24 protein-coding genes are annotated in these 22842 nt (G+C 70.3%); 12 read left to right on the top strand and 12 right to left on the bottom strand.

Features of this window, described 5'->3' with window-relative positions:
- Positions 1-60: 60 nt before the first annotated feature.
- Together AB0B66_RS13610 and ssuE are read right to left on the bottom strand one after the other, a co-directional pair.
- Positions 61-1869, bottom strand: a complete 1809-nt coding sequence (locus AB0B66_RS13610) for an ABC transporter ATP-binding protein (RefSeq protein ID WP_360527939.1) — start codon at positions 1867-1869, stop codon at positions 61-63.
- A gap of 128 nt (positions 1870-1997) precedes the next feature.
- A complete protein-coding gene (gene ssuE, locus AB0B66_RS13605) occupies positions 1998-2549 on the bottom strand; it encodes an NADPH-dependent FMN reductase (RefSeq protein WP_360527936.1) in 552 nt (183 codons plus the stop codon).
- A gap of 263 nt (positions 2550-2812) precedes the next feature.
- Here ssuE and AB0B66_RS13600 point away from each other — a divergent pair, with 263 nt between their 5' ends.
- The 4 genes from AB0B66_RS13600 to AB0B66_RS13585 all read left to right on the top strand — a co-directional run bounded on the left by AB0B66_RS13600 (position 2813) and on the right by AB0B66_RS13585 (position 6266).
- On the top strand, positions 2813-3967 hold the full coding sequence (locus tag AB0B66_RS13600; RefSeq protein ID WP_360527933.1) for an LLM class flavin-dependent oxidoreductase: 1155 nt from the start codon (positions 2813-2815) through the stop codon (positions 3965-3967).
- Between the two features lie 10 nt (positions 3968-3977).
- A complete protein-coding gene (locus tag AB0B66_RS13595) occupies positions 3978-4790 on the top strand; it encodes a hypothetical protein (protein WP_360527930.1) in 813 nt (270 codons plus the stop codon).
- Positions 4791-4859: 69 nt separating this feature from the next.
- A complete protein-coding gene (locus AB0B66_RS13590; RefSeq protein WP_360527927.1) occupies positions 4860-5756 on the top strand; it encodes a hypothetical protein in 897 nt (298 codons plus the stop codon).
- 90 nt (positions 5757-5846) lie between these two features.
- Positions 5847-6266: an MmcQ/YjbR family DNA-binding protein gene (locus tag AB0B66_RS13585; protein WP_360527924.1), complete on the top strand. Its 420-nt coding sequence runs from the start codon at positions 5847-5849 to the stop codon at positions 6264-6266.
- Between the two features lie 68 nt (positions 6267-6334).
- Here AB0B66_RS13585 and AB0B66_RS13580 read toward each other — a convergent pair whose 3' ends face one another.
- From AB0B66_RS13580 to AB0B66_RS13560, 5 genes are all read right to left on the bottom strand, one after another.
- Positions 6335-7351: a hypothetical protein gene (locus AB0B66_RS13580; protein ID WP_360527921.1), complete on the bottom strand. Its 1017-nt coding sequence runs from the start codon at positions 7349-7351 to the stop codon at positions 6335-6337.
- 123 nt (positions 7352-7474) lie between these two features.
- Entirely contained in the window at positions 7475-7996 is a 522-nt protein-coding gene (locus tag AB0B66_RS13575) for a hypothetical protein (RefSeq protein WP_360527918.1), read from the bottom strand.
- Between the two features lie 157 nt (positions 7997-8153).
- Positions 8154-10475: an AAA family ATPase gene (locus AB0B66_RS13570; protein ID WP_360527915.1), complete on the bottom strand. Its 2322-nt coding sequence runs from the start codon at positions 10473-10475 to the stop codon at positions 8154-8156.
- 84 nt (positions 10476-10559) lie between these two features.
- Complete coding sequence (locus AB0B66_RS13565) at positions 10560-11045, bottom strand: NUDIX domain-containing protein (protein ID WP_360527912.1); 486 nt, start codon at positions 11043-11045, stop codon at positions 10560-10562.
- A 30-nt stretch (positions 11046-11075) separates the two neighbouring features.
- Positions 11076-11429, bottom strand: a complete 354-nt coding sequence (locus AB0B66_RS13560; RefSeq protein WP_360527909.1) for a hypothetical protein — start codon at positions 11427-11429, stop codon at positions 11076-11078.
- 102 nt (positions 11430-11531) lie between these two features.
- Here AB0B66_RS13560 and AB0B66_RS13555 point away from each other — a divergent pair, with 102 nt between their 5' ends.
- Both AB0B66_RS13555 and AB0B66_RS13550 read left to right on the top strand, forming a co-directional pair.
- The gene (locus AB0B66_RS13555; RefSeq protein WP_360527907.1) at positions 11532-12329 is read left to right on the top strand and encodes a hypothetical protein; all 798 of its coding nucleotides are present in this window, start codon (positions 11532-11534) and stop codon (positions 12327-12329) included.
- Between the two features lie 111 nt (positions 12330-12440).
- A complete protein-coding gene (locus tag AB0B66_RS13550; protein ID WP_360527904.1) occupies positions 12441-13130 on the top strand; it encodes an IS200/IS605 family accessory protein TnpB-related protein in 690 nt (229 codons plus the stop codon).
- On the opposite strand, the gene AB0B66_RS13545 is transcribed toward AB0B66_RS13550, so the two are convergent.
- Positions 13124-13438: a VOC family protein gene (locus tag AB0B66_RS13545; protein WP_360527901.1), complete on the bottom strand. Its 315-nt coding sequence runs from the start codon at positions 13436-13438 to the stop codon at positions 13124-13126. The two genes, AB0B66_RS13550 and AB0B66_RS13545, sit on opposite strands and share 7 nt — an antisense overlap.
- 197 nt (positions 13439-13635) lie before the next feature.
- Here AB0B66_RS13545 and AB0B66_RS13540 point away from each other — a divergent pair, with 197 nt between their 5' ends.
- On the top strand, positions 13636-14184 hold the full coding sequence (locus AB0B66_RS13540; protein ID WP_360527898.1) for a hypothetical protein: 549 nt from the start codon (positions 13636-13638) through the stop codon (positions 14182-14184).
- Between the two features lie 89 nt (positions 14185-14273).
- On the opposite strand, the gene AB0B66_RS13535 is transcribed toward AB0B66_RS13540, so the two are convergent.
- Positions 14274-15104, bottom strand: a complete 831-nt coding sequence (locus AB0B66_RS13535; RefSeq protein WP_360527895.1) for an alpha/beta hydrolase — start codon at positions 15102-15104, stop codon at positions 14274-14276.
- Between the two features lie 68 nt (positions 15105-15172).
- Here AB0B66_RS13535 and AB0B66_RS13530 point away from each other — a divergent pair, with 68 nt between their 5' ends.
- From AB0B66_RS13530 to AB0B66_RS13515, 4 genes are all read left to right on the top strand, one after another.
- Positions 15173-16018, top strand: coding sequence for a TOPRIM nucleotidyl transferase/hydrolase domain-containing protein (locus tag AB0B66_RS13530; protein WP_360527892.1), 846 nt, complete (start codon positions 15173-15175; stop codon positions 16016-16018).
- Positions 16019-16485: 467 nt separating this feature from the next.
- On the top strand, positions 16486-17160 hold the full coding sequence (locus AB0B66_RS13525) for a methionine ABC transporter ATP-binding protein (protein ID WP_360527889.1): 675 nt from the start codon (positions 16486-16488) through the stop codon (positions 17158-17160).
- Positions 17160-17780, top strand: a complete 621-nt coding sequence (locus tag AB0B66_RS13520; RefSeq protein WP_360527886.1) for a methionine ABC transporter permease — start codon at positions 17160-17162, stop codon at positions 17778-17780. Before AB0B66_RS13525 ends, AB0B66_RS13520 begins: the two co-directional genes overlap by 1 nt.
- 152 nt (positions 17781-17932) lie before the next feature.
- Entirely contained in the window at positions 17933-18739 is an 807-nt protein-coding gene (locus AB0B66_RS13515) for a MetQ/NlpA family ABC transporter substrate-binding protein (RefSeq protein WP_360527883.1), read from the top strand.
- Between the two features lie 47 nt (positions 18740-18786).
- Here the strand turns inward: AB0B66_RS13515 and AB0B66_RS13510 are convergent, their stop codons facing one another.
- From AB0B66_RS13510 to AB0B66_RS13500, 3 genes are all read right to left on the bottom strand, one after another.
- Positions 18787-19662, bottom strand: a complete 876-nt coding sequence (locus AB0B66_RS13510) for an LLM class flavin-dependent oxidoreductase (RefSeq protein WP_360527880.1) — start codon at positions 19660-19662, stop codon at positions 18787-18789.
- Positions 19655-20164 carry a hemerythrin domain-containing protein gene (locus tag AB0B66_RS13505; RefSeq protein WP_360527877.1) on the bottom strand — a complete coding sequence of 170 codons (510 nt, stop codon included), beginning with the start codon at positions 20162-20164 and terminating at the stop codon, positions 19655-19657. Before AB0B66_RS13505 ends, AB0B66_RS13510 begins: the two co-directional genes overlap by 8 nt.
- Positions 20165-20279: 115 nt before the next feature.
- Positions 20280-21239 carry a YafY family protein gene (locus AB0B66_RS13500; RefSeq protein WP_360527874.1) on the bottom strand — a complete coding sequence of 320 codons (960 nt, stop codon included), beginning with the start codon at positions 21237-21239 and terminating at the stop codon, positions 20280-20282.
- 63 nt (positions 21240-21302) lie between these two features.
- Here AB0B66_RS13500 and AB0B66_RS13495 point away from each other — a divergent pair, with 63 nt between their 5' ends.
- Complete coding sequence (locus AB0B66_RS13495; protein WP_360527871.1) at positions 21303-22778, top strand: MFS transporter; 1476 nt, start codon at positions 21303-21305, stop codon at positions 22776-22778.
- Positions 22779-22842: the final 64 nt, after the last annotated feature.

Below are 22842 nucleotides of genomic sequence, written 5' to 3'. Positions count from 1 at the left end.
TCTCCTCGCTGCGCCCGTCGGCTGCATGTCCGAGCCCGTTGATTCGTCGGCTGCGCTCTCTCACGCCGCCACCTGCTCGTCCACCTCGGCGGCCTGGCTGTGCATGGTCGCCAGCACGTCTTGGTAGCGTGGCTCCCCCACCAGCAGCTCCTCGTGGGTGCCCTGGGCGGCGACGCGGCCGTCGTCGACCAGCACGACCGTGTCGGCCAGGGCGATGGTGGACAACCGGTGCGCGACGATGATCGTGGTCCGGTTCTGCAGCAGGTCGCGCAGTGCGGCATGGATGCGCTGCTCGACGTGCACGTCCACCGCGCTCGTCGCGTCGTCGAGGACCAGCACCGGCGGGTTGACCAGCAGCGCGCGGGCGATGGCGACCCGCTGGCGCTGCCCGCCCGACAGGGTGTACCCGCGTTCGCCGATCACCGTGTCGTAGCCGTCGGGCAGCGCCCGCACGAAGCCGTCGGCTTCGGCCGCCTCGGCGGCGGCCACGACGTCGGCCAGGTCCGCGTCCGGCCGGCCGAAGGCGATGTTGTCGCGGATGGACAGCGAGAACAGGAACGGCTCGTCGGGCACGATGCCGATCTGGTCGCGCAGGCTGTCCAGGGCGTATTCGCGCACGTCCCGGCCGTCCACGCGGACGGCGCCGCCGGTCGTGTCGTAGTAGCGGGCCAGCAGCCGCCCCACCGTGGACTTGCCCGAGCCGGTGCGCCCGACCACGGCGACCGTCGTCCCGGCAGGGATGCGCAGGTCCAGCCCCCGCAGCGCGACCGTGCCGTCGGGGTACGCGAACTCGACACCGTCGAACTCGACCTCGCCCCGGATCCGGGTACGCAGCGGGTCGGCCTGTTCGGTGATATCGCTGCGGGTGTCGAGGACCTCGTAGATGCGCTGGGCGGAGGCGGCGGCCCGCTGACCCATCATGATCATCATGCCGAGCATGCGAAACGGCGGCTGCAGCATCAGCACATACGAGTTGAACGCGACGATCGCGCCGACCGACGTCCGGCCCTCGATCACCATCCAGCCGCCGCACAGCAGCACCAGGGCCAGGCCGAGCCGCGGCAGGTTCTCCAGCGTCGGCGACCAGCGGCTGCGGATCCACGCGTCCCGCCGGTACGCCCAGCGCACCCGGTCGGCGGCCGACGCCAGCAGCGTCACCTGCCGCTGCTCACCGGCGAACGCCTTGACGATGCGCACCCCGTTGATGTTCTCGTCGACGACCGTGGCCACCTGCGCCAGCCGCGACTGGATCAGCCACGACACCGGGAAGATCGCCTTGCGCATCCACACGCCCAGCAGCGCGATCACCGGCATCGTGGCCATCGCGACGACGGCCAGCAGCGGGTCGATCGACACCATCAGCGCGAACGCGAACACCGCGATCAGGCACTGCACCAGGATCGACGGCCCGAACGCCAGGTACATCTGCACGGCACGGATGTCCGAACTGGACCGCGACATCAGCTCACCGGTCTGCACCCGGTCGTAGAAGCCGAACGGCATCCGGATCAGGTGCGAGTACATGATGTTGCGCAGGTCGTACTCGATCTCGTACGCGGTGCGCAGCAGGTATCGGCGGGCCAGGTAGTTGACCACGCCGGACGCCACCGCGAGCCCGGCCAGCCACCACACGTAGCCGGTGAGGCTCGCGGTGCGCGCGATCAGCGCGTCGTCGATGCCCAGCCGCATCACGTTCGGGATCTGCACCTGCACCAGCAGGCCGACCAGCGACAGACTGAGCGAGGTCAGCAGCAGCCACCGGTGCGCCAGCACCACCGGCAGCGCGCGCCGCAGCCAGGACCTGCTCTGATCGGGATCGATAGTCGATTTCGGGGCCGGGTATCGCGGGGACGCCGACTGCGCTGACATCACGCTCCAGGGGGTGAGGGGCGGTGCGGACGCCCTCACCTTCGTGGGGCAACCGAGGGTGCACGCCCGCACCTCCACCATGGCATGTGGCCTTCGGCACGGCGAGTCATTACCGCGGTGGGATGACGCTACGCGGCCTGCAGGGAGCGCACGGCCAGGGCGTCGGTGAAGCCGGTGACGGCGGAGTCCAGGAACGCCTGCCCGGTGGCGTCGAGCAGGACGCCCCCTGCGTCGGTGTCGACGATGGTCTTGTCGTGGATGAAGCAGCCGGCCACGATGTGCGTCGCGCCCATGCTCGACAGCACCGGCCGCAGCGCGTAGTCGATGGCCAGCACGTGCGCCGGAGTGCCGCCGGTGGCCAGCGGCAGGACCACTTTTCCCGCCAGCGCGTACTGCGGCAGCAGGTCCAGCAGCGACTTGAGGATGCCGCTGTAGGCGGCCTTGTACACCGGCGTCGCGACGATGACGCCGTCGGCGGCGGCGATCGCCGAGGCGACCGCCAGGATCGCCGGGTGGCGCACGTCCGCGCCGACGAGCGCCTCGGCGGGCAGGTCCCGCACCGCGAGGTGGCTCACCTCGTACGCGCCGGAGCCGGGCAGGTTGTCGGTGACGTGCCGCAGCACGCGCGCGGTCTTCGAGGTGGGCGAGGGCGATCCGGAGATCGCGAGGATCGAGGGCATGGGTTCCTCCTCAGCCGGCCGGCCTGTCCACCTGACGACCATCAGGGCCCGGACTCCGCTTCATGGCTTGGGACCGTAGGAGCGCGACGGCAAGGCGGTCCAGAGAACTGTGGCCCAGATCACATAGTTATTCGGTATATCCCATAGATTTAATATGAATTATTCGTTCGATGGATTGTGCCCGCCCACCTGCACATGCCAGCATCCGATCACGGCCGCTCCACACCGGACCGCGACCCGCCTGAACAGCACGGAGACCGCACATGAGCCTCACCTTCCACTGGTTCCTGCCCACGTACGGCGACAGCCGGTTCATCGTCGGCGGCGGCCACGGCCTGCCCGCGGGCGTGGCCGGCGGCGCACGCCCGGCGACCTTGGCCTACCTCGGCCAGATCGCCCGCACCGCCGAGCAGCTGGGCTTCGTCGGCGCGCTCACCCCGACCGGCGGCTGGTGCGAGGACGCGTGGCTGACCACCGCCATGCTCACCGAGGTCACCGAACGCCTGAAGTTCCTCGTCGCGTTCCGCCCCGGCCTGCTGTCACCGACCCTGGCCGCGCAGATGGCCGCCACCTTCCAGCGCCACTCCGACGGCAGGCTCCTGCTCAACGTCGTCGTCGGCGGCGAGAGCCACGAGCAGCGGGCCTACGGCGACTGGCTCGACAAGGACGCCCGCTACGCCCGCGCCGACGAGTTCCTGCACGTCACCCGATCCCTGTGGCGCGGCGGCAGCGTCGACTTCACCGGCGAGCACCACCGCGTCGAAGGCGCGACCCTGCCCCGGGTCCCCGACCCGGTGCCGCCCGTCTACTTCGGCGGCTCCTCCAAGGCCGCCGGCCCCGTCGCCGCCAAGCACGCCGACGTCTACCTCACCTGGGGCGAACCGCCCGCCCAGGTCGCCGGCAAGCTCGACTGGATCCGCAAGCTCGCCGCCGACGAAGGCCGCGAGCTGCGCTACGGCATCCGGCTGCACGTCATCGCCCGCGACACCGCCGACGAAGCCTGGGCCCAGGCCCGCAAACTGCTCGACGGCATCAGCGACGACGACATCGCCGCGGTGCAGGCCGGACTCGCCCGCAGCGAATCCGAAGGGCAGAAACGCATGCTCGCCCTGCACGGCGGCAAACGCGACGACCTGCAGATCGCACCGAACCTGTGGGCGGGCGTCGGCCTGGTCCGCGGCGGCGCGGGCACGGCCCTGGTCGGCAGCCACACCGAGATCGCCGACCGCATCGCCGAGTACGCCGACCTCGGCATCAGCGAATTCATCCTCTCCGGACACCCGCACGTCGAAGAGGCGTACTGGTTCGGCGAGGGCGTGCTGCCGATCCTGCGCGACCGCGGCCTGTGGACCCACCCGGCCGGCGACCCGGCCCGTGAACTACCGAAGATCCCCTTCGCCGCCGCCCCGTCCCGATAGAGGTGACCCCATGACCGGATCGACGAACCAGCTGACCGGTGACTGTGTAGCCCACCGCTGTGCGCCGGTGTCGTCGACGGGCCCGCTCGGCCGGCTGATCCCCCATGCCGCGCGGCCCGACCGCTGGTGCTGGGGCCCTGACCAGGGATTCCATCCCCGGTCGGCCCCGCACCAGCGGGTCCAGCTGACCCCCGCCGCCGGGCTGCTGACCCGCGGGCAGACCATCGGCGTACGGCAGGCCGTCGCGCTCGGCGCCGCCGGGGCCCACGCCGACCTCGCCCACGCGTTCAGCGAACTCGACACGTGGGTGCCGTTGCCCGACGCCGACGTGTTCGCCCGGCTCGGCTGGGCCGCCCGCCACCTCGACGAGGCCGACGACGACACGAAACGCGACGTCGTGGTGCGGGCGCTACGCGCCGTCGATGCGGATCTGCTGCCCACGTCATGGCGGCGGCCACTGGCCATCGCGGCCGCCGGTGCGCAGGTGTCGGCGACCGAACAGGCGTGGCTGCGCAGCGTTTGCGACGCGGCGTACCGGCGGCTGACCCGCTTCGAGACCGGCTGGCCGCAGGCACCCGCCGAACGGCAGGCCTGGTGGGACTACGCGGCCGCCCGCGCCTGCACCGCTCTGCGCGACGGGGACTGGGTCGCCGCCGCCCGCGCCGTCACCGACCTCTACGGCCTCACCAGCCCTGACCCGCACCAGGCCGCGGCGTGGCTGGGCGCGGTCGCCGACTGCGAGACCGTACGGCTCCCAGCTGACCTCGCCGACGACCGCCTACGGTCGCAGGCCCGGCAGCGGAATATCCCGTGCTCATCATGAACGCGCCGGAGGCGTAGGTTCGCACTGATGGATATGCTTCGCTCTCCTTATCCCTAAAGGAGACCCGTTGTGAGAAAGCTGGTAAGCGTCGCGTCCGCGCTTGCACTCTCGATCGCCATCGCCATCGCCATCGCGCCGACCGCAACCGCCTACGCCGCCACGGACAGGAGCGGGGCAGAACGACTGAACATCCCGAACAGCAGTGCCTGCAAGGCAGGTCGCACGGTGCTTCAGGGCATGGTGGCGGGGCCAGGAGGCCAGCTCTACATCGTCTTCACCAAGGCGGCCGGTGCCGAACCGGTCCTGTCCAGGTGGTTGCGCGACGGCTCGGCCTGGGACGGTGCCAGCTGGACCTGCGCAGGGGCGCCGACCTCCATACCCACCCTCGGCCACGGCAACGATCTCGCCTACAACGCGAACTACCTCGGCCAAGGCCCTGCCCTGATCGCCACCCAGGGAAGCCAGTCCGCGTTCTTGAGCGACAAGGTGACGATCGTGCGCCTGAACGCCGACGGATCCATCGGCACCACCGCGGAAGTACGGCTGCCGATCGGCAACATCAGCGGCCTCTGCTACAGCGCGACGGCAGCGGGCGGAGCGGGCAAATACGCTGCCCGACGGCTGGGCAGCCTGTGGACCCATCCCGGTTCCGGCGCGCTCACCAGTGGCTGGATGCTGGTGAAGAGCAACTTGACCAGTCACGACAATCGTTCCGACCAGGGCATCGACTGCTCCGAGAACTACATCTGGAACAGTAAGTCGATCAACACCTCGACGCCCGCAACCGGATGGAACTGGGTGTACCAGTACAACTGGTCGGGAGGCGACGTCGAGAGCGACATCGGCGTGCCGGGGAACAACCTGACCGATGAGATCGAAGACATCACCCACGTGGGGAGCGAATTCTTCGTCGCCGTCAACCGGAACGACGGCCTCGCCGACTCCGTCAAGGTCTTCATCGAATAGACCTGATCGAAGGGCCGGGTGCGAACCGCGCACCCGGCCCTTCGCCGGGCCGGTCCACGAATGTCACTGGCACCCGTTATCGTCGGGCCCATGTCAGGCCTTGGAGACGTGCCACCGGAGATCCTGGACCGGCTGCGACCGATCTGCCGGCGGCTGCCCGACATGTACGAGGAACCGGCCTGGATCGGCGTGCGCTGGCGGATCCGCACACGGACGGTCGCCCACGTCTACACGCCGGATCCGGACCGCTTCCCGGTCTACGCCAGGCAGTCGGCCGCCGGCGAGGCGCCGACCGTGATGACGTTTCGCGCACCCGTCGACGACCTGCTCAGCCTGACCACCCGCGGCTTCCCGTTCTTCCGCGCCCCATGGGGCGCCAACGTCGCCGCCGTCGTCCTCGGTGACCACACCGACTGGACCGAGATCGCCGAACTGATCACCGACAGCTACTGCGAGATGGCCCCGAGGTTCCTCGTCGCCCAGGTCGCTCCCCCTCCACCGAGCAACTGAACCCCAGCGCGGACGAGGGAACCGTCCGAACCGGGACCCGGCGGTCGCCGCACCACGCCGCCCCGGCTTCAACCGCCTGATCGGGGGCCGGTCGCATCCTGTTCGGGTTCGGGGCGGGGTCGGGACACGATGATCTGGGCGATGCCGATGATGAGGACCGCGATGGTCAGCAGCCGTTCGCCGTCCGGCAGCGGCCGGAAGTAGCCGTAGATCTGGGTGGCCACGGCGAACAGCGAGGCCCCCAGCGGCAACGCGATCGCGGGCCAGCCGGTGATCTCCCGCGACGGTCGGGCCGGCGACGGCAGCTGGGTGGCGCCGACCCCGAACGCGAGTGCGCCCGCGCTCCAGAGGAAGTCGTAGGGTGCGTTGTGGGCCATGACGTCGGCCGAGTTGAGGCTGTAGGCGGCGTCGGCGACGGTCAGGCAGACCAGCCCGGCGCCCACCCACGGCCAGCTGCCGACCAGTCGCCAGGACATCAGCGGCAGGGTGCCGAGCAGCGCGCCGAGCAGCAGCACGTCGCCGAGCGGGTAGGCGACGGTGACGATCTTGCCCAGCGGGTCGATCGGCGCGCTCTCCACCACGGGTCCGATAAGCAGCAGCACCCCCGGGGTCACCACGATGAGGACGAGGACGAAGCCGTCTAGCCACCGCTGCCAGGGAACGTCCAGCACCCGGGCCTGGACCATGAACACGAGGCCCGCCATGAACAGCGGATACGTGCTGAGGTAGAGCAGGTCGGTGGGGTTCGGGGAGGGCACGTCATCGCTGACGGTGTACATGACACGCTCGGCGATGACGGCGAGGGCGAACAACAGCAGCGCCGCCGCGAAGCACCACCACGCCGCACGGGCCCGGCCGGCGGGCCTGCGACGCGCACCCCAGGCGCACATCACGCTCGAGACCAGGATGAGCCCCGCGCTGAGCCAGTCGTCGACGACCGGCAGATGCGACGGCTGGTCGCCGCGGGAGAGTTCGCGGACGGCCTCCACGACCAGCCCCATGAACAGCACCACGACGAGGCCCCACCACAGACCCGCCCCACCGTTTCGCGCGCGGAGCCGCACGAACCAGCGTTTGTGCGTCACAGATCCGCCCTCCGAGACCTGAAGTCGACCTTAACCTCGATTCGGTCAGAACGGCATTAAATGACTGACGTGTGCCGGATTTGCCGTTTCTCCCATGACACGATTCGACGTCGAGGCCGACATTCAGCGGGTGACATGGAAGGTTAGGTGCCTTTCGGTTTCACCGGCGGGAACCGTGTGGACGTAGCCGTGAGCGGTGCCGTAGGCGCCGCTGCCGCCGTTGATCGGGATGTCGATCGAGGGACCCGCGGGCAGGTGCAGCAGCGCCTGGGCGTTGATCTGGCCGTCGGGCAGGGAGAACGTGCCCACGCACTGCAGAGCGTCCGGGGCGAGGTGGACGTACGTGCAGACGACGCTGTGGTCGCCGATCTTCTTGCCGTCGCGATACACGTCCTCGAAGACGGTGCGCTCGTCACCGAGGCTTAGCCCTTTCTTGCCATGGTCGATGGCTTCGGCCTGGGTCTGCTTGGCGACCAGCTGGAAGATCTCTGTGTCATGCCGCGAGTCGGGCGCGTCGTCGCCGGCGAAGGCGGCAACGGAGGCCAGCGAGCCCACGGCGAGCAGGCCGACGGCCAGCCCGGCGGCCGCGGTCAATCGACGAGCATTGATCTTGATCATGGTTGGCCTTTCGTTGTCCCCGGTCACACTTGATCTCGAGCGGGCCGCCGGGCATTACCCGGAGCTTCCGGCCCGCACATTACGAGCATATGCACGTATTTTCGGGAACGCCAAATGCGCGCTGACGTTTAGGCAGCTCTACCGGCTCGTGGCGTTCGGTGCCGACCTCGCCGCCCGGCAGCCGTCAGGGTCGGGCAGCACTCGCACCCATGGCGTCGGCAATGACGCTCTTCATCTTGTGCCCGAGATCGCCGGCGGGCGGCAGACCGTCGCGGACCATGACCCGAAGGACCTCGTCGATCGCGTTCTTCGAACCGAGTTCCACCCCGAAGTTCTCCTTCAACCACACCTTGAACTTCGGACGTGACTTTCGCTTGCGGAACGAGTCCAGCACCGTCCGCCACCCGGCGAAGCCCGGATACACAGCCCGGACAGCCGTCTCGTTGAGATACGCGGTGATGTCGGGACGGTCCAGACCGACGGCTCGGTGCTTGCGTCCGCGCTGGCGGGAGTTCCTCGAAAGGGCCAGGAGCTTCCGCTCCTCGTCGGTCTCCATCCGCCCGGTGTGCACCCGCTGCACCTTCGCGTTGTCGACCAGGACGAAGACCGGCACGTCGACGTACCGGTCCAGAAAGTCGAGTTCCGCGACGGCCAGCAGGTTGTCGGTGCCGAACATCCGGATCACCGCGAGACCGGCGGCCTTCAGCTCGTCACCGTAGAGGCGCTCCAGTACCAGCCGGTCGTGGTCGCCTTCGACGAAGAGCAGGCCGCTGATACCCGCGAGCAGCTCACCACGGTTCACGCCGAGCTGTTTGGCGAGGGCGCTCTGTGCCGTGACGGCGCGCGACCCGATGGTCTCCACGCGCGCGCGGCCGTTCACAGCTGACACGTGCACCCGCGTCCAGCCGGGCAGATCCAGGAAGACCGGGCTGTGTGATGCGATCACGACGTCGGCACCCTGGTCGTTCAGGGTCTGCAGGGCCGCGGCCGCGGCGCGCTGAGCTGCCGGATGCAGATGGGCCTCCGGCTCGTCGAAGACCCGCACGATACGGCGGGGCCGGGCTTCGTGGAGCAGGAACGCCAGCCGGACGTGTGCCTCGATCGCCTCCACGTCCTCCCGCGTGTGTTCCCCGGTCGGCGAGACCTGGGGCTGCCGCCTGGCCAGGGTCAGCGCGGCCTGCCACGGGTCCAGGGCCTGGAGGGTCGCGTCGATGGCCTTGCTGGTCCAGAAGCCCTTCTTCGCGACCTCGGTGTCGAAGACCTTCGCGGCAGACAGGGCGGCGTCCATGAGCGCGTCCTCGTCGAGCATGCCGACGACGAGGGCCCACAGACTCGTCCGCAGCACGAGGGAGTCGTACTGCAGTGCCATCGCCGCCAGCGCCTCATCGGCCCACCGTCGCTGACCTGCGGAGAGCTGGTCGAGGACGGGGCCTTCGCCCATCCCCACCCGGCCGACCGCTCCGGCGCCGGCGACCTCGATGCGGAAGTTGGCCAGGTCCTCGAGCTCCGTCATGCGAGTGCCTTCGGGATGGACGGGCACGACCGCGACCCCCGGCGCAGTGGCGTTCAGCTCGGCCATCGCATTCTGCCGCCCGACTCCGTGCAGCCACCAGTAACAGTCGAGCGCACCGGGAGCGGTGGCGACGGGCAGCCGCCGCTCCATGACATTCAGCAGACCGACCGTCGGCTCGAAGGCGATCCCGAAGGCCTGGTTCACATCTTCGTCGATCTCGCTGTCGGTTCTCGGTCGGGGCAGCCACTGCAGCTCAGCCGGGGCGTGATCGGTGGGCGGGAGCTCCATCAGCGGCATCCATCCGCCGATACGGCCGTCCGGCTCCGCGAGTGCCCGACGCAGCGGCGCGAAGGTGTCCGGCAGGGTGTCGGCCAGCGCCGCAACCGACTCGGGCACCTCCTCGACCATCAGGGTGCGGCTGAACCGGCGGCGGACCCGTCGGGGCACCCTGCGGACATTGGTATCCACGTCGGTGTCGAGGTCGATACCCTCCAGGCCGTACATGATCACCGGCGTTGCGGACTGGTCGATGAGGAGTGCCGTCAGCTGATCCGGCAAACCGGCCTGACTGATGCCCTCGTGGAAGGACGCGCCTTCGGTGACGCCCAGTGAACGCCACCACCGTCCGTCGCCGGCCCAGCGGACCAACGCGGGCTGTGCGTCCCCGACGTTCTGGACGACCTCCGCCAACTCGGGGTGCTCTGCCCACAGAACATCGTTGCCGGGATTGGCGGGTAGGTCGGACGCAAGGGCGCGCACCATCACGGCCAGGGCGCCTGCCGCCGGTACATGCAGCCGCGGCCGCGCGAGCGACACGCTCTCGACCGTGCCGAGCAGGAGGGCCAGGCATTCCAGCAGGTTCGTCTTGCCCGAGCCGTTGGCACCGAAGATGGCGAGCCCCTGGCCCCACGCCAGCCACACGTCGCGCAAGTTCTTGTACTCGCGCACGCTCACGCCGACGATGCCCGAGTTGACACTCATGATCCCGTTCACGCGGGGACTGTAAACGAGCTTACAACCCTTGATCAACGGTACGGAGGTACCGAAGCGGCAGGCCGAACCGCCTCGCGGCGGACGCTACATGCCGCCGTCATGCCGGGCTTGTGCGTGTGCTTTCAACGCAGAATGCACCCATTTGGAGACCGGCGGGTCATCCGGCAGGTCCGCGAGATCGAGGGTCGTCCACCGGGCTTCGGAAATCTCGCCGTTCGGGCGTATGCCGTCCGAGCTCGTGTACACGCGGACAATCTTGAGGTGGCCCTGCCTACCCCCGTTGGCGGTCAGGTGTTCCGCCAAGACCAGGGCCGACGGATCCAGCTCGACGCCCAACTCCTCGACGCACTCACGCCGGGCCGCCTGCTCCGGGGTCTCCCGGGCCGGTCGGTATCCGCCACCAGGCAGACTCCACAGCGACCGGTCGCCGTAGCTGTGCCGGACGAGGAGCACCCGCTCGGCGTCGGCGGCATGAACGATCAGCACCTTCACGCCGTACGTGGTCGGCTTGGCAACCCGCCAGTAAAACCCGCGGACGCGATGAAACAGCCTGAACACCAGTGGCGACATCCTCATGGCGATCCCTTGGCGCTCATCGGTTCATCCTGCCACCGGGTTCGTCGATCGCGGGGTTCTCGCCGGCTCATGTCGGATCCGGAAGCCGCATCGAGGCGAGCCTCGCGGGGTCAGCCACGATCGCGATGGCGGTGATCCGGCCGTCGGTGACCGTGAACGAGATGAGAGCAGGGTTCCGTCCGCCTGCCAGGCGACGTAACCGGGGCGGCCGTTCAGCAGCACCGGGCGCTGGCGTACGACCGTGCCGGCGACCGTCCGCGCTCCGGCCGCGACCCTGGTGGCGCCGATGGTGACGACCGCCTCACCCGGAATGTCGACGGTCAGCTGCACGTCCGGGTCGAGCACCCGCAGCAACGCCTCGAAATCGCCGCCAGCCACCGCCGCACGGAAGGCATCGGCGACCTCCCGCTGCTCCCGCGCGACGGTGCTCGGACGCTCAGCCGCCTGCACCTTCCGGCGAGCACGGCTGACCTGCGGTCGATGGCCGCGCCGTTCGTGGTGTCCGGCCCGTCCGGGGTGGCGATCCGCACCCGCCTCAAGGGCTTGCGCGTCGAGGACGAGTATGTGCTGGCTGCGGTGGGTGAACATCTGGGTTCTCTGGCCGCTGGTGATCTCAAGCAGCGTTGTGCTGACGGGCTTGGCCACGACAATGGTCGGTGGGCGCAGCGCAAGCGGGGGTTGACGGGCCTGTCGTCGTCGCGGTGGGCCGGGTCGATCACCAAGTCCACCCACGATCAGTGGGCGCTGGCGCGCCGTGGTCTGGCCGCGCATGTGCAGGGTTTGCAGGCCGGTATCGACATGCTGGCCCACCGCCTGTGCCTGCCGGTGGGGCAGAAGGGATCGAAACGCGCTCCGGGCGGGTACCGGTCGCGGCGGGAATGGCACGCCAAATCACGACGCCTGGCGTGCCTGACCGCCCGGCACGCGGCGGCGCTGGCGGACTTCGACAGCGGCCGGGTCCGGGTGGTCCGTGGCGGCCGTCGCCTGCTCAACACCCGGCACCACCTCGATCAGGCGCAGCTGACGCAGGAGCAGTGGCGGCAGCGTTGGCAGGCCGCGCGCTGGTTCCTTGCCGCCGACGGCGAGTCCGGTAAACGGTTCGGCAACGAGACGATCCGCGTCACCGACGACGGCCGGCTGTCGATCAAGCTGCCCGCGCCCCTGGCCGATCTGGCCAACGCCGCGCACGGCCGCTACCTGTTCGCCTGCGACGTCGGCTTCGCCCACCGCGGGCAGCAGTGGGCCGACCGGGTCGCCGCCGACCGCGCCGTGGCATAGCGGATCAGTTTCGACCCACGGCGGGAGCGCTGGTATTTGACCGCGTGCTGGCAGTACACGCCCGCACCCGCGATCGGTCTTGCGGCTGCCCTGGCCGCGGGGTGTGTCGGCGTGGACGCCAACGACGACCACCTGGCCGCCTGGCGCCTGGACGTGCACGGCAACCCGGTCGGTGCACCGCGCCGGTTCGGCTACGACCTGTCCGGCACCGCCGACCACCGCGACGCGCAGATCCGCCACGCCCTCACCCGGCTGCTGCACTGGGCCAAAACCTGCGGCGTGAAAGCCATCGCGGTCGAAGACCTCGACTTCGCTGCCGAGAAGACCCGTGAGAAACACGGCCGCAGGAAGCGGTTCCGCCGGCTCATCTCACGGTTCCCGACCGGCCGGCTACGGGCCAGGCTCACCTCGATGGCCGACCAGACCGGCATCGCCATCGTGGCCGTCGACCCCGCCTACACCTCCAAATGGGGCGCCGAACACTGGCAGCAGCCCCTCGACACCCCCACCAGGAAGATCACCCGTCACGACGCCGCGAGCATCGTGATCGCAAGACGCGCCCAAGGACACAAGGCCCGGCGACGGACGTCACCGCCCCCACCCGACCAGAGCGATCGCGTGGGGCATCGGAGCGTCCAGGCCAGGCCAAGCGTTGCTGGGTGTGAGGGACCCCGCCACCGCATTCCCGGACCGCGCACACGATGCCCGTCACCGGACTGCGACCCGAACGCGGGCGACCAGTGTGCTCAACACCGTTCGGAGCACACGACTGAGCCTGTGCAACTCATGCACAGTCAGTAGGAACGGTAGTCCTCCGGTTCGGGCCGGTCGAACGTCACGCCCCGCCCGCGAAACATCGCGACGTCCTTCCTGAGATCGTCCGACTCGAGGAAGAGCGATGCCAGGCCGCCGGCCGGCTGCTTGCCGACCTCCCCGGGCGACCAGAGGATGATCTCCACGGGGCCGTCGCCGACGCCCACGGTCAGGAAACGTCCCTCCGGTCCCGGAAAATCGACACGTTTCTGCAGGCCGAGCCCTTCTGTGTAGAACTTCAGCGCGCGGTCCTGATCGGTGACGCGCACCGTCACGTACATGATGTTCGTCAGCATCCTTGTCTCCAGTCTTTGCTGCGGCCGAGTGTTCTTGGCCGTCGCCGATATGACGGGAGCGGATGCCGGAAGGTAACAAGGACCGGCAGGTGCGGATCAACCCGGCGACCTGCCTCGCCATCCGCGGCGCCTGCCGCGATCCGCACCGATGGGGTTCGCGTCTGGCAGGCGCCACCCGGATTCGCCACCATTGACACATGACGATCACCGACGGGCTGCTGTGGCAAGCCACCGACCAGGGCCGGAACTGGCTTGTCTGGACCCGGCGAGCCGCGATCACCATCGCGATCGGAGCCGTGGGCGTGCTGGCGGTGGTGTGCGGCGAGCGCATGCTCGGCTACTTCGTGGCCGGCTGCGCCGCGCTGGTCGTGGTGATCGGTGCCGCCTACCTGGTTTGGGACCGTACGAGGTTCCTCGAGATCCGGCTGTCCGAGGGTCCTGTTCCGACGCTCGACATCCGCATGGTCACCCGCCGTGTGGTGCAGGTCGTCCTCGACGACGTCGCCCGCGTCGAACTGATCTGCACGTATCCCGCCTACGACCCCGATTACCCGAACGACCCCCGCACGAGCGACGCAGTGCTGTTGCTGCAGTTGAGCGGCAGGCGTGGCTGGTACCGCAGCCGGGCGCGCAGTTCCACGTCCGCCGAGGCAGCCGAAGAGATCCGCGCCGAATGGCAGCGGCGGTGCCCCCGGGCGACGGTGACCCGCGAGGTTCGATTCCGGACCGGCGGCACCAACGACTGAGAGTCCCTGCGGACCGGCCGGTCGGCGAGCCTGCGGCTGCTCGGACGCCGCGGGCTCGCCGACCGGATGCCGGCCGGCATTGCCGCGGTTCAGTCCTGCTGGTCGAGGAACGCGAGGGCGGCCGACGCGAACAGGGGCGAGTCGACGATGTTGTAGTGGGTCAGGCCGGGCAGGATGGCCAGCGCGTGGCCGCCCTTGGGCCGGCCGTCGCCCATCCAGCCGCCGTCGCGCTGCCCGCCGTCGAGCAGGCTGAAGATCTCGACGAAGTGGCTCGGCGGGGCCATGTCGGCGTCGGCGGCGACGATCAGCGTCGGCACCTGCAGACCGCGTACCTCGTCGGTGTAGTCGAAGTCCTTCTGCATCGCCTCCCCGATCTTGTCGAGCAGCCGCGGGAAGTCCTGCGGGCGCGGCGCGACCCGCTGGTACAGCTCGTACATCGGGGTGTCCTTCATGAACTCGGCGGCGGCCGCGTTCACCTGGCCCTGCTGCCCGAGCATCTCGGGGTAGATCGCGCTGCGACGGATGTTCGCCGAGGCGGAGACCACGCGGCCGACCTTGCCGGGGTGCCGGATCGCGGTCAGCAGGGCGACGCCGCCGCCGAGGGAGAAACCGACGACGTCCGGGCGGTCGAGCCCGAGGCGGTCGATGAGCGCGGCGATGTCGTCGGCCATCAGCGGCACCTCGAGCGGGCGGTCGATGTCCGCGGTGCGGCCGTGGCCCTGCAGGTCGACGGCGATGACCTGGTGGTGGTCGGCGAGCGCGGGCAGGATCGGCCCGAACATCTCCCCCGAGCCGAGCCCGCCGTGCAGCAGGATCATCGGCCGCCCGGAGCCGTGGATCTCGTAGTAGAGGTTGATGCCGTTCACCTCGGCGTACGCGCCGACGCCTGACGTGTCGCCGGTCTGCTCGGTGGTGCTCATGGTGCTCTCCTCAGTCTCGCGGATGGGTCTACACCTGCCCTGACGGGTCGAGCGACGCAAACTCATCGGTGCCCGAGAAAGAATTTGACCGTATGCCGGACCGCAGCACAGGAAGGCGCGGGCACTGCCCGGTTAATCGGTTGTCGCTGCCATTCGCCTCGACGACGATGGGCCTCATCCACCGGCCCAGACTCGCCTATCGCCAAGAGAGGCTGCCGATCCGCCCGACCATCACGGAGCCCACCATGGATCTCGCCAAACGCCGCGAGCTGGCCCGCAGGGCGCTCGACGGGTACGACAGCGGCCCTGACGCCACGACCCGGGCGTTGGCCGACGCACAGGCGAAGATCGACGGCGCGGTGGCACTGATCCTCGTGGAAGGTCTCAGCGACCGGATCGCGCTGGAGACGGCCGCAGCGGGTCGGGGGCGGGATCTCGAAGCGGAGCGCGTCGTGATCGTGCCGATCGGTGGAGCGCATGCGATCGGACGTTTCCTGACCGAGCTGGGCCCGTTGGCCGCCCAGGTGCGGCTGTCGGGCCTGTGCGACGTGCGCGAGGAGGAGATCTTCCGGCGCGCACTGGTGGCCGCCGGGGTCGGTTCGCCGCGTACCCGCGCTGACATGGCCGGGCTCGGGTTCGAGGTCTGTGTCGACGACCTCGAACAGGAGCTGATTCGGGCCATCGGCCCGGCGCAGGTCGAGGCGTTGTTCGACTCGCAGGGCGACCTGGGGTCGTTCCGCTCGCTGCAGAGCCAGCCAGCCTGGCGAGGCCAGGACACCGAGCGGCAGATGTGGCGGTTCCTGCGCGCCGGGTCACGCCGGAACCTGCGGTACGCGCGCCTGCTCACCGAGGCGGCGATGAACCGCGGCACGTTGCCCCGGCCGCTCGCCTCGCTTGTCGACAGAGCCGCCTGACGCGAGTGCGTCGACGACGATCGACGCACTGATGGCCATCAGCGGCAGGACAACCCCCGTGCGGATGCCGTACGCCGTCCAGGGCGGTTGCCTACGTCACGCTGGGTAGCGCTCGACGCGAGCGTCGCTCTAGGCTCTGGGGCATGTCCACGTCTTCGCGGCTGTTTGCGCGCCCGGCCCTGATGGCCGCCGGCGCCCCGCGTCGTACGTGTCGAATGTGTCGCTGACGAGGGCCATCGTCCGCTCGCGCCCCGAAGCGAGCACTCCCGCGACCGTTGCCGTCGCGACCGCACCTGCCCCGTGAGTCTCCGCTCGCCTACCGCGTCCACGCCCGTCCGGCGTCGACCCGCGGTTCTTTCCGGCCGTCCCGTCACGGCCGGATCTCACCCTGCGTAATCATTTCCCGGGAAGAGCCGTACCCAGCGATGATCGAATTGCACCGTTTGCGAAAAACCTATCCCGGCGGAGTGACCGCGCTCGACGGCGTCGACCTGCACGTCGCCCCCGGTGAGGTGTACGGCGTCGTCGGCCGCAGCGGCGCGGGCAAGAGCACTCTGCTGCGCGCCGTCAACCTGCTCGAACGCCCCGACAGCGGCACCGTGCGGGTGGCCGGGCAGGAGCTGACCGCGCTCGCTCCGCGGGAGCTGCGCGCCGCGCGCCGCCGCATCGGCATGATCTTCCAGCAGTTCCACCTGCTGTCCGCACGCACCGTCGCCGGAAACGTGGCGTTGCCGCTGGAGCTGGCCGGGGTATCACGGGCCGGACGGGTCCGCGAGCTGCTCGACCTGGTGGGCCTCGCCGACCGGGCGGGCGAGCACCCCTCCCGGCTGTCGGGCGGGCAGCGCCAGCGGGTCGCCATCGCGCGGGCGCTGGCCACCGACCCGCCCGTGCTGCTGTGCGACGAGGCGACCAGCGCGCTCGACCCGTACACCACGGTCGAGATCCTGCAGTTGCTGCGCGACCTCAACCGGCGGCTCGGGCTGACCATCCTGCTGATCACGCACGACCTGGGCGTCGTCCAGCGGATCTGCGACCGGGCCGGGGTGCTCGAAGCGGGCCGCCTGGTCGAGTCCGGACCCGTCGCGGGGCTGCTCGGGCAGCCGGAATCCGCCCTGTCGGCCCTGGCCCAGGCGGTGCGCTGATGATCGACCTGCTGCTGCCGGCCACCGGCGAGACCCTGCACATGGTCGGCCTGGCCACGCTGATCACCGTGCTCGCCGGGCTGCCGCTGGGCGTGCTGCTCGGGTACGGCCCCGCGCCGCTGCGGCCGATGCTCGGCGCGATCGTGAACATCGGACGGTCGGTGCCGTTCGTCATCTTGATGATCGCGGTCATCCCGCTCACCCGCGCCCTGCTGGGCACCTCGATAGGCACGGCCGCCGCGGTGGTGCCGCTGACCGTCGGCGCGATCCCGTTCTTCGCCCGGCTCGTCGAGGGCGCGCTGCGCGACGTCGACCCCGGCCTGACCGAGGCCGGGCACGCGTTCGGCGCGACGCGGGCGCAGATCGTCGCCCGGGTGCTGCTCCCGGAGGCGCTGCCGGCACTGGTCCGCGGGCTGACCGTGACCGCGGTCGCGCTCGTCGGCTACTCGGCCATGGCCGGCGTGATCGGCGGCGGCGGCCTCGGCTACCTCGCCATCCGCTACGGCTACCAGCGCTTCGAGACCGACGTCATGCTCGCCACCGTCGCCGTCCTCGTCGCCCTGGTCCAACTCGTCCAGCTCACCGGCGACCGCCTGGCCCGCCGCCTCGACCGCCGCTGACCGCCGCGCTCCGCCTCACGTAGACGTCGGCCTATCTCATCGAATTCCGGGCTCGTTTTTTCGACGAGATAGGCCACCGTCGCTGGAAACCCCCACCCCGACGCACGCCGGACCCACCGCGGGCCGGGCCACCACATCCAAGGAGAACACTCATGAACCGCCGCGCCCTCGTTGCCGCGCCCCTCGCCCTGCTCGCCGGACTCGCCCTCGCCGCGTGCGGCACCCCGGCCGCCGACAAGCCCGCCGACGCCCTGGTCGTCGGCGCCAGCTCGGCCCCGCACGCCCAGATCCTCGCCGAGGCCGCCAGACTCGTCCCCGACCTGAAACTGCAGGTCAAGGAGTTCGACGACTACGTACAACCGAACCTGGCCACCGAGAGCGGCGAGTTGGACGCCAACTACTTCCAACACCAGGCCTACCTCGACGACTTCGCCGCCAGCAACCCCGTGCACCTGGTCGCGGTCGTGCCGGTGCACATCGAGCCGCTGGGGGCGTACTCCAAGAAGGTGAAGTCCATCGCGGACCTGCCGCAGGGCGCCGACGTGGCGATCCCCGCCGACGCCACCAACGGCGGGCGCGCGCTCGCACTGCTGGCCGGGCAGGGCCTGATCACGCTGAAGGAGGGCGCGGGGGTCAAGGCCACCGAGCGCGACATCGCCGCCAACCCGAAGCAGCTGAAGATCACCGCGCTGGAGGCGGCGCAACTGCCGCGCTCGCTGGACGACGTGGACCTTGCCGTGATCAACGGCAACTTCGCACTGCAGGCCGGACTCAAGCCGGCCACCGACACGCTGGCACTGGAGGCCGCGAAGGACAACCCGTACGCGAATCTGCTGGTGGTCAAGCAGGGCCACGAGAACGACCCGCGTATCCAGCGGCTGGCCCAGGTGCTGGCCTCGCCGGAGATCAAGAAGTTCATCGAGTCCACCTACGACGGCGCGGTCATCCCCGCCTCATGAGCCCGTCGGCGGCACGGCCGGGCGGGGCCGTGCCGCCGACGCCCCGTTCAGGCGGTGAGTTCGCGCACCCGGGGCACGACCTCGTGCGCGAACCGCCGCAGCTGGTCGAGTTCCGACATGACGGGCCAGAACACGAAGGTGTCGAAGCGCAGCCCGTCGGCCCATCCGGCCAGCGTCTGCGCCCAGGTCTCGGCGTCGCCGAACAGGCCCTTGCCATGCTGGGAACCGCCGATCATCCCGAGCACGTTGTAGAGGCGGCGCACCTCGCCCGGGTCCCGGCCGGCCCGCGCGGCCGCCTGGTCGATCAGCTTCTGCTTGGCCGGGACTTCGCCGGGCGGCACGTACACGTTCAACGGGCTGATCCACCCATCGGCCAGCTCGCCGATCAGGCCGAGCATCCGCGGGCCCTGCGCGCCCAGCCACACCGGCACCCGGTGCGGTGTCGCCGGTCCGGGCTCGTATCCGCCGACGCGGTGGTGGCGGCCGTCCATCGCGATCGGCCCGTCGGCGTCGAGCGCCGCCCGCAGCAGCCGCAGCGCTTCGGCGGTGAACTCGACGGCCGCGCCGCCGCGTACCGCGTTGCCGCCCATCGCCGCGACCGCGTCCGGGAAGCCGCCGGAGCCGACGCCCAGCTCGAACCGGCCGCCGGTCAGCACGTCGAGCGACGCGGCGGCCTTGGCCAGCATCGGCACGGGCCGCAGCGCCATGTCGGCGACGTCGGTGAGCAGCCGCACCCGGCTGGTACGCGCGCCGAGGTGGGTCAGCGCCGCCATGGTGTCCAGGTGCCCCGGCTGGTACGGGTGGTCCTGCACGGCGATCAGGTCCAGCCCCGCCTCGTCGGCGGCCTGCGCCAGCGCGGTCATACCGGCGACGTCGCCCGCCGACGGGGTGACCGCGAGCCCGAACCGCAGTCCGTCAGCCATGGAAAGGCCACCTCTTCCAGGTCTTGAGCACGGGTTCCAGCGCGTCCTCCTCGAACGCCAGGTGTTCGAGCAGGTGGTCGGAGAGCGTGCGCAGCGCTTCCACCAGCTTCGCGCGGATCTCCGCGTCGCCGCCGCCCAACGCGCGAGCTGCCCCCTCGACCTGGTCGAGCAGGTCGGAGACCACGCGGTGGTCGGACTCCAGCCGGTCGACGGTCTGGCGCAGGTGCGGCGCGGCCTTGCGTACCGCCGGGAACAGCATCGCCGATTCGAGGTGGTGATGGTGGTGCACGAACTGGCAGTAGCTCAGGCAGTTGACCTTCAGCTGGAACAGCGCGCCGTTGCTCTGCAGCCCGCGTACGCCCTTCTGGAGCGCGGCGGCCGGCGCTCCGGCCGCGGCCTGGTCGGCCAGCCGCCGCACCACGGCCAGGTCACGGCGCACCATGTCGTGGATCGCCTGCAGCTCGGCCAGCAGGGGGTTGTCCATCGTTCGTTGTCTCGTCATCGCACGTCTCATTCGCCAGGGGTGACGCCGCAGTGATCACGGCGCTCCCCCAGCCTGGCCGTCGACACCCGTCGCGGGCAAACCCCGGGTTAGTCACTTACCATAAGTAAGCACATCAGCCGGCCGCCCGGCGGTAGCGGTCGGCGAGCCGGCGCAGCGCCTCGGACAGCTCGGGGGCGTCCTGGACCGTGAAGTCGGCGTCGAGCAGGCCGATCCACATCGCCATCGACTCGGCGGTGTCCGCGCCGGTGGTCACCGCGCAGGTGTGCTCGTCGATCACCTCGACCGAGCCGGCCGTGGCGGGCAGCCGCTGCGCGATCACCTCCGCCGGCGCGTGCACGACGATCCTCGCCCGGTAGTGCCAGGTCGCGGTGGACACACCCCGGGACACGTACGCGGCGAGGTCCTCGGCGGGCAGCGGGCGCGGCGCGAACCGCGGCCCGCCGGGCACCCGCGGCTCGATCCGGTCGACGCGGAACGTGCGCCAGTCGCCGCGCTGCACGTCGTAGGCGACGAGATACCACTTGCGACCCCAGTTGACCAGCCGGTACGGCTCGACGTCGCGCAGCGTCGCGCTGCCGTCGTGGGCGCGGTAGTCGAACCGGACCCGCTCGTGGTCCCGGCACGCCGCGGCGAGCGTGGTCAGCACCTGCGGGTCGACCTCCGGTCCGCGCCGCCGCGCCGGAACCGCCACCGTGTACGTCTGCAGCGCGTTGACCCGTCGCCGCAGCCGCACCGGCAGCACCTGCTCCACCTTGGCCAGCGCCCGCAGCGACGTGTCCTCCACCCCCGCGATCGACCCCGCCGCCGCCGTACGCAGTCCGACCGCGACGGCGACCGCCTCCTCGTCGTCGAGCAGCAGCGGCGGCAGGTTCGCCCCCGCGCCGAGGCGGTAGCCGCCCACCGCCCCGCGGGTCGCGTGCACGGGATAGCCGAGGTTGCGCAGCCGCTCCACGTCGTTGCGCACGGTCCGGGTGCTGACGTCGAGGCGGCCGGCGAGTTCGGTGCCGCTCCACTCCCTAGGGGTCTGTAGGAGCGACAGCATTTTCAGCAGGCGCGCGGATGTCTCCAACATGTTCTCGATAATGCCAGGCTATTAGGAACGAACTGTTCCTAATAGCCTGGCAGGGTCATCGGCATGAAGAACATCAGCAACGGCCGCCGCTGGCTCGGCCTCATGGCGATCCTCGCCGCGACCCTCATGAACCTGCTCGACTCGACCGTGGTCAACGTCGCCGCCCCGGCGATCCTCAACGACCTGCACGGCAGCTACGGCGACCTGCAGTGGATCGCCGCCGGATACACCCTGGCCATGGCCGTCGGCCTGCTGGTCGGCGGGCGGCTCGGCGACATGTTCGGCCGCCGCCGGGTGTTGCTGATCGGCGTCGTCGGCTTCGTCGCCGCGTCGGCGCTGTGCGCGGCCGCCTGGTCGCCGGAGTCGCTGATCGGCGCACGGGTCGTGCAGGGCCTGTTCGGCGCGGTCATGATCCCGCAGGGCTTCGGCCTGATCCGCGACCTGTTCGGACCTGCCGACATCGGCAAGGCGTTCGGGGTGTTCGGCCCGGCCATCGGCCTGTCCACGATCCTCGGGCCGGTGGTGTCCGGGGTGCTCGTCGACGCCGACGTGTTCGGCACGGGCTGGCGCATGGTGTTCGCCATCAACCTGCCGCTCGGACTGTTCGCGCTGATCGCGGGCTTGCGTACACTGCCGGCGGGGATCAGCCCGGCACGGGCCCGGCGGCTGGACACCCTCGGCGCGCTGCTCGCCGCGGCGGGCATGTTCCTGCTGGTCTTCCCGCTGATGCAGGGACGTGAGCACGGCTGGCCCGCATGGACCTGGGCCATGCTGGCGGCTTCGGTCGTGGTGCTCGGCGCGTTCGCCGCCTACCAGCGCCGCCGCAAGGCATCCGGGCGTACGCCGCTGGTCGAGCTGAGCGTGTTCGCGAAGCGCTCGTACACCTCCGGCACGCTGTTCGTGCTGGTGTTCTTCGGCGCGATCGTCGGCTTCTCCCTCGCTGTCGGGCTGTTCCTGCAGCTCGGCCTCGGTTACAGCCCGGTGCGGGCGAGCGTGACCATGTCGGCGTGGGCGATCGGGGCGTTCCTCGGTTCGGGCTTCAGCGCCGGTGCCATGGCGAAACTCGGCCGCCGCATCCTGCACCTGGGCCTGGCCCTGATGACCGTGGGCCTGATCCTGCTCTACGCGATGTTCTCCGTGCACGGCACGGGCATCGGGGGTTGGAGCCTGGCGCTGCCGCTGTTCGCGTACGGCCTGGGCATGGGCATGATCTTCGTGCCGCTGTTCGACGTCATCATGGGCGACATCGCCGACCACGAGGTCGGTTCGGCCTCGGGCATCCTGGAGTCGATCCAGCAGCTCGGCTCGTCGCTGGGCGTGGCCGCGCTGGGCACGGTGTTCTTCACCGCGGCCGGGGTCACCGGGCAGGCGGCCGCGTTCCTGCACGCCTCGCAGCGGGTGACCCTGGTGACGATCGCGCTGACGGCTCTCGCGTTCGGACTGGCGTTCCTGCTGCCCCGCCGGGTCCGGCAGCACCAGCCGCCGGCGCAGGCGGTGACCATGGCCGCCGAACCGGAGCGGGTCCTGGTGAACGCGTAACCCTCACCACTGGCGGGCCTCACCGGCGATCCCGGTGAGGCCCGTTCCTTCACCACCCCACCCT

Source organism: Catellatospora sp. NPDC049111 (genome assembly GCF_040648615.1).
Taxonomy (GTDB): Bacteria; Actinomycetota; Actinomycetes; order Mycobacteriales; family Micromonosporaceae; genus Catellatospora; species Catellatospora aurea.
This window is presented reverse-complemented; position numbering and strand designations above follow the sequence as displayed.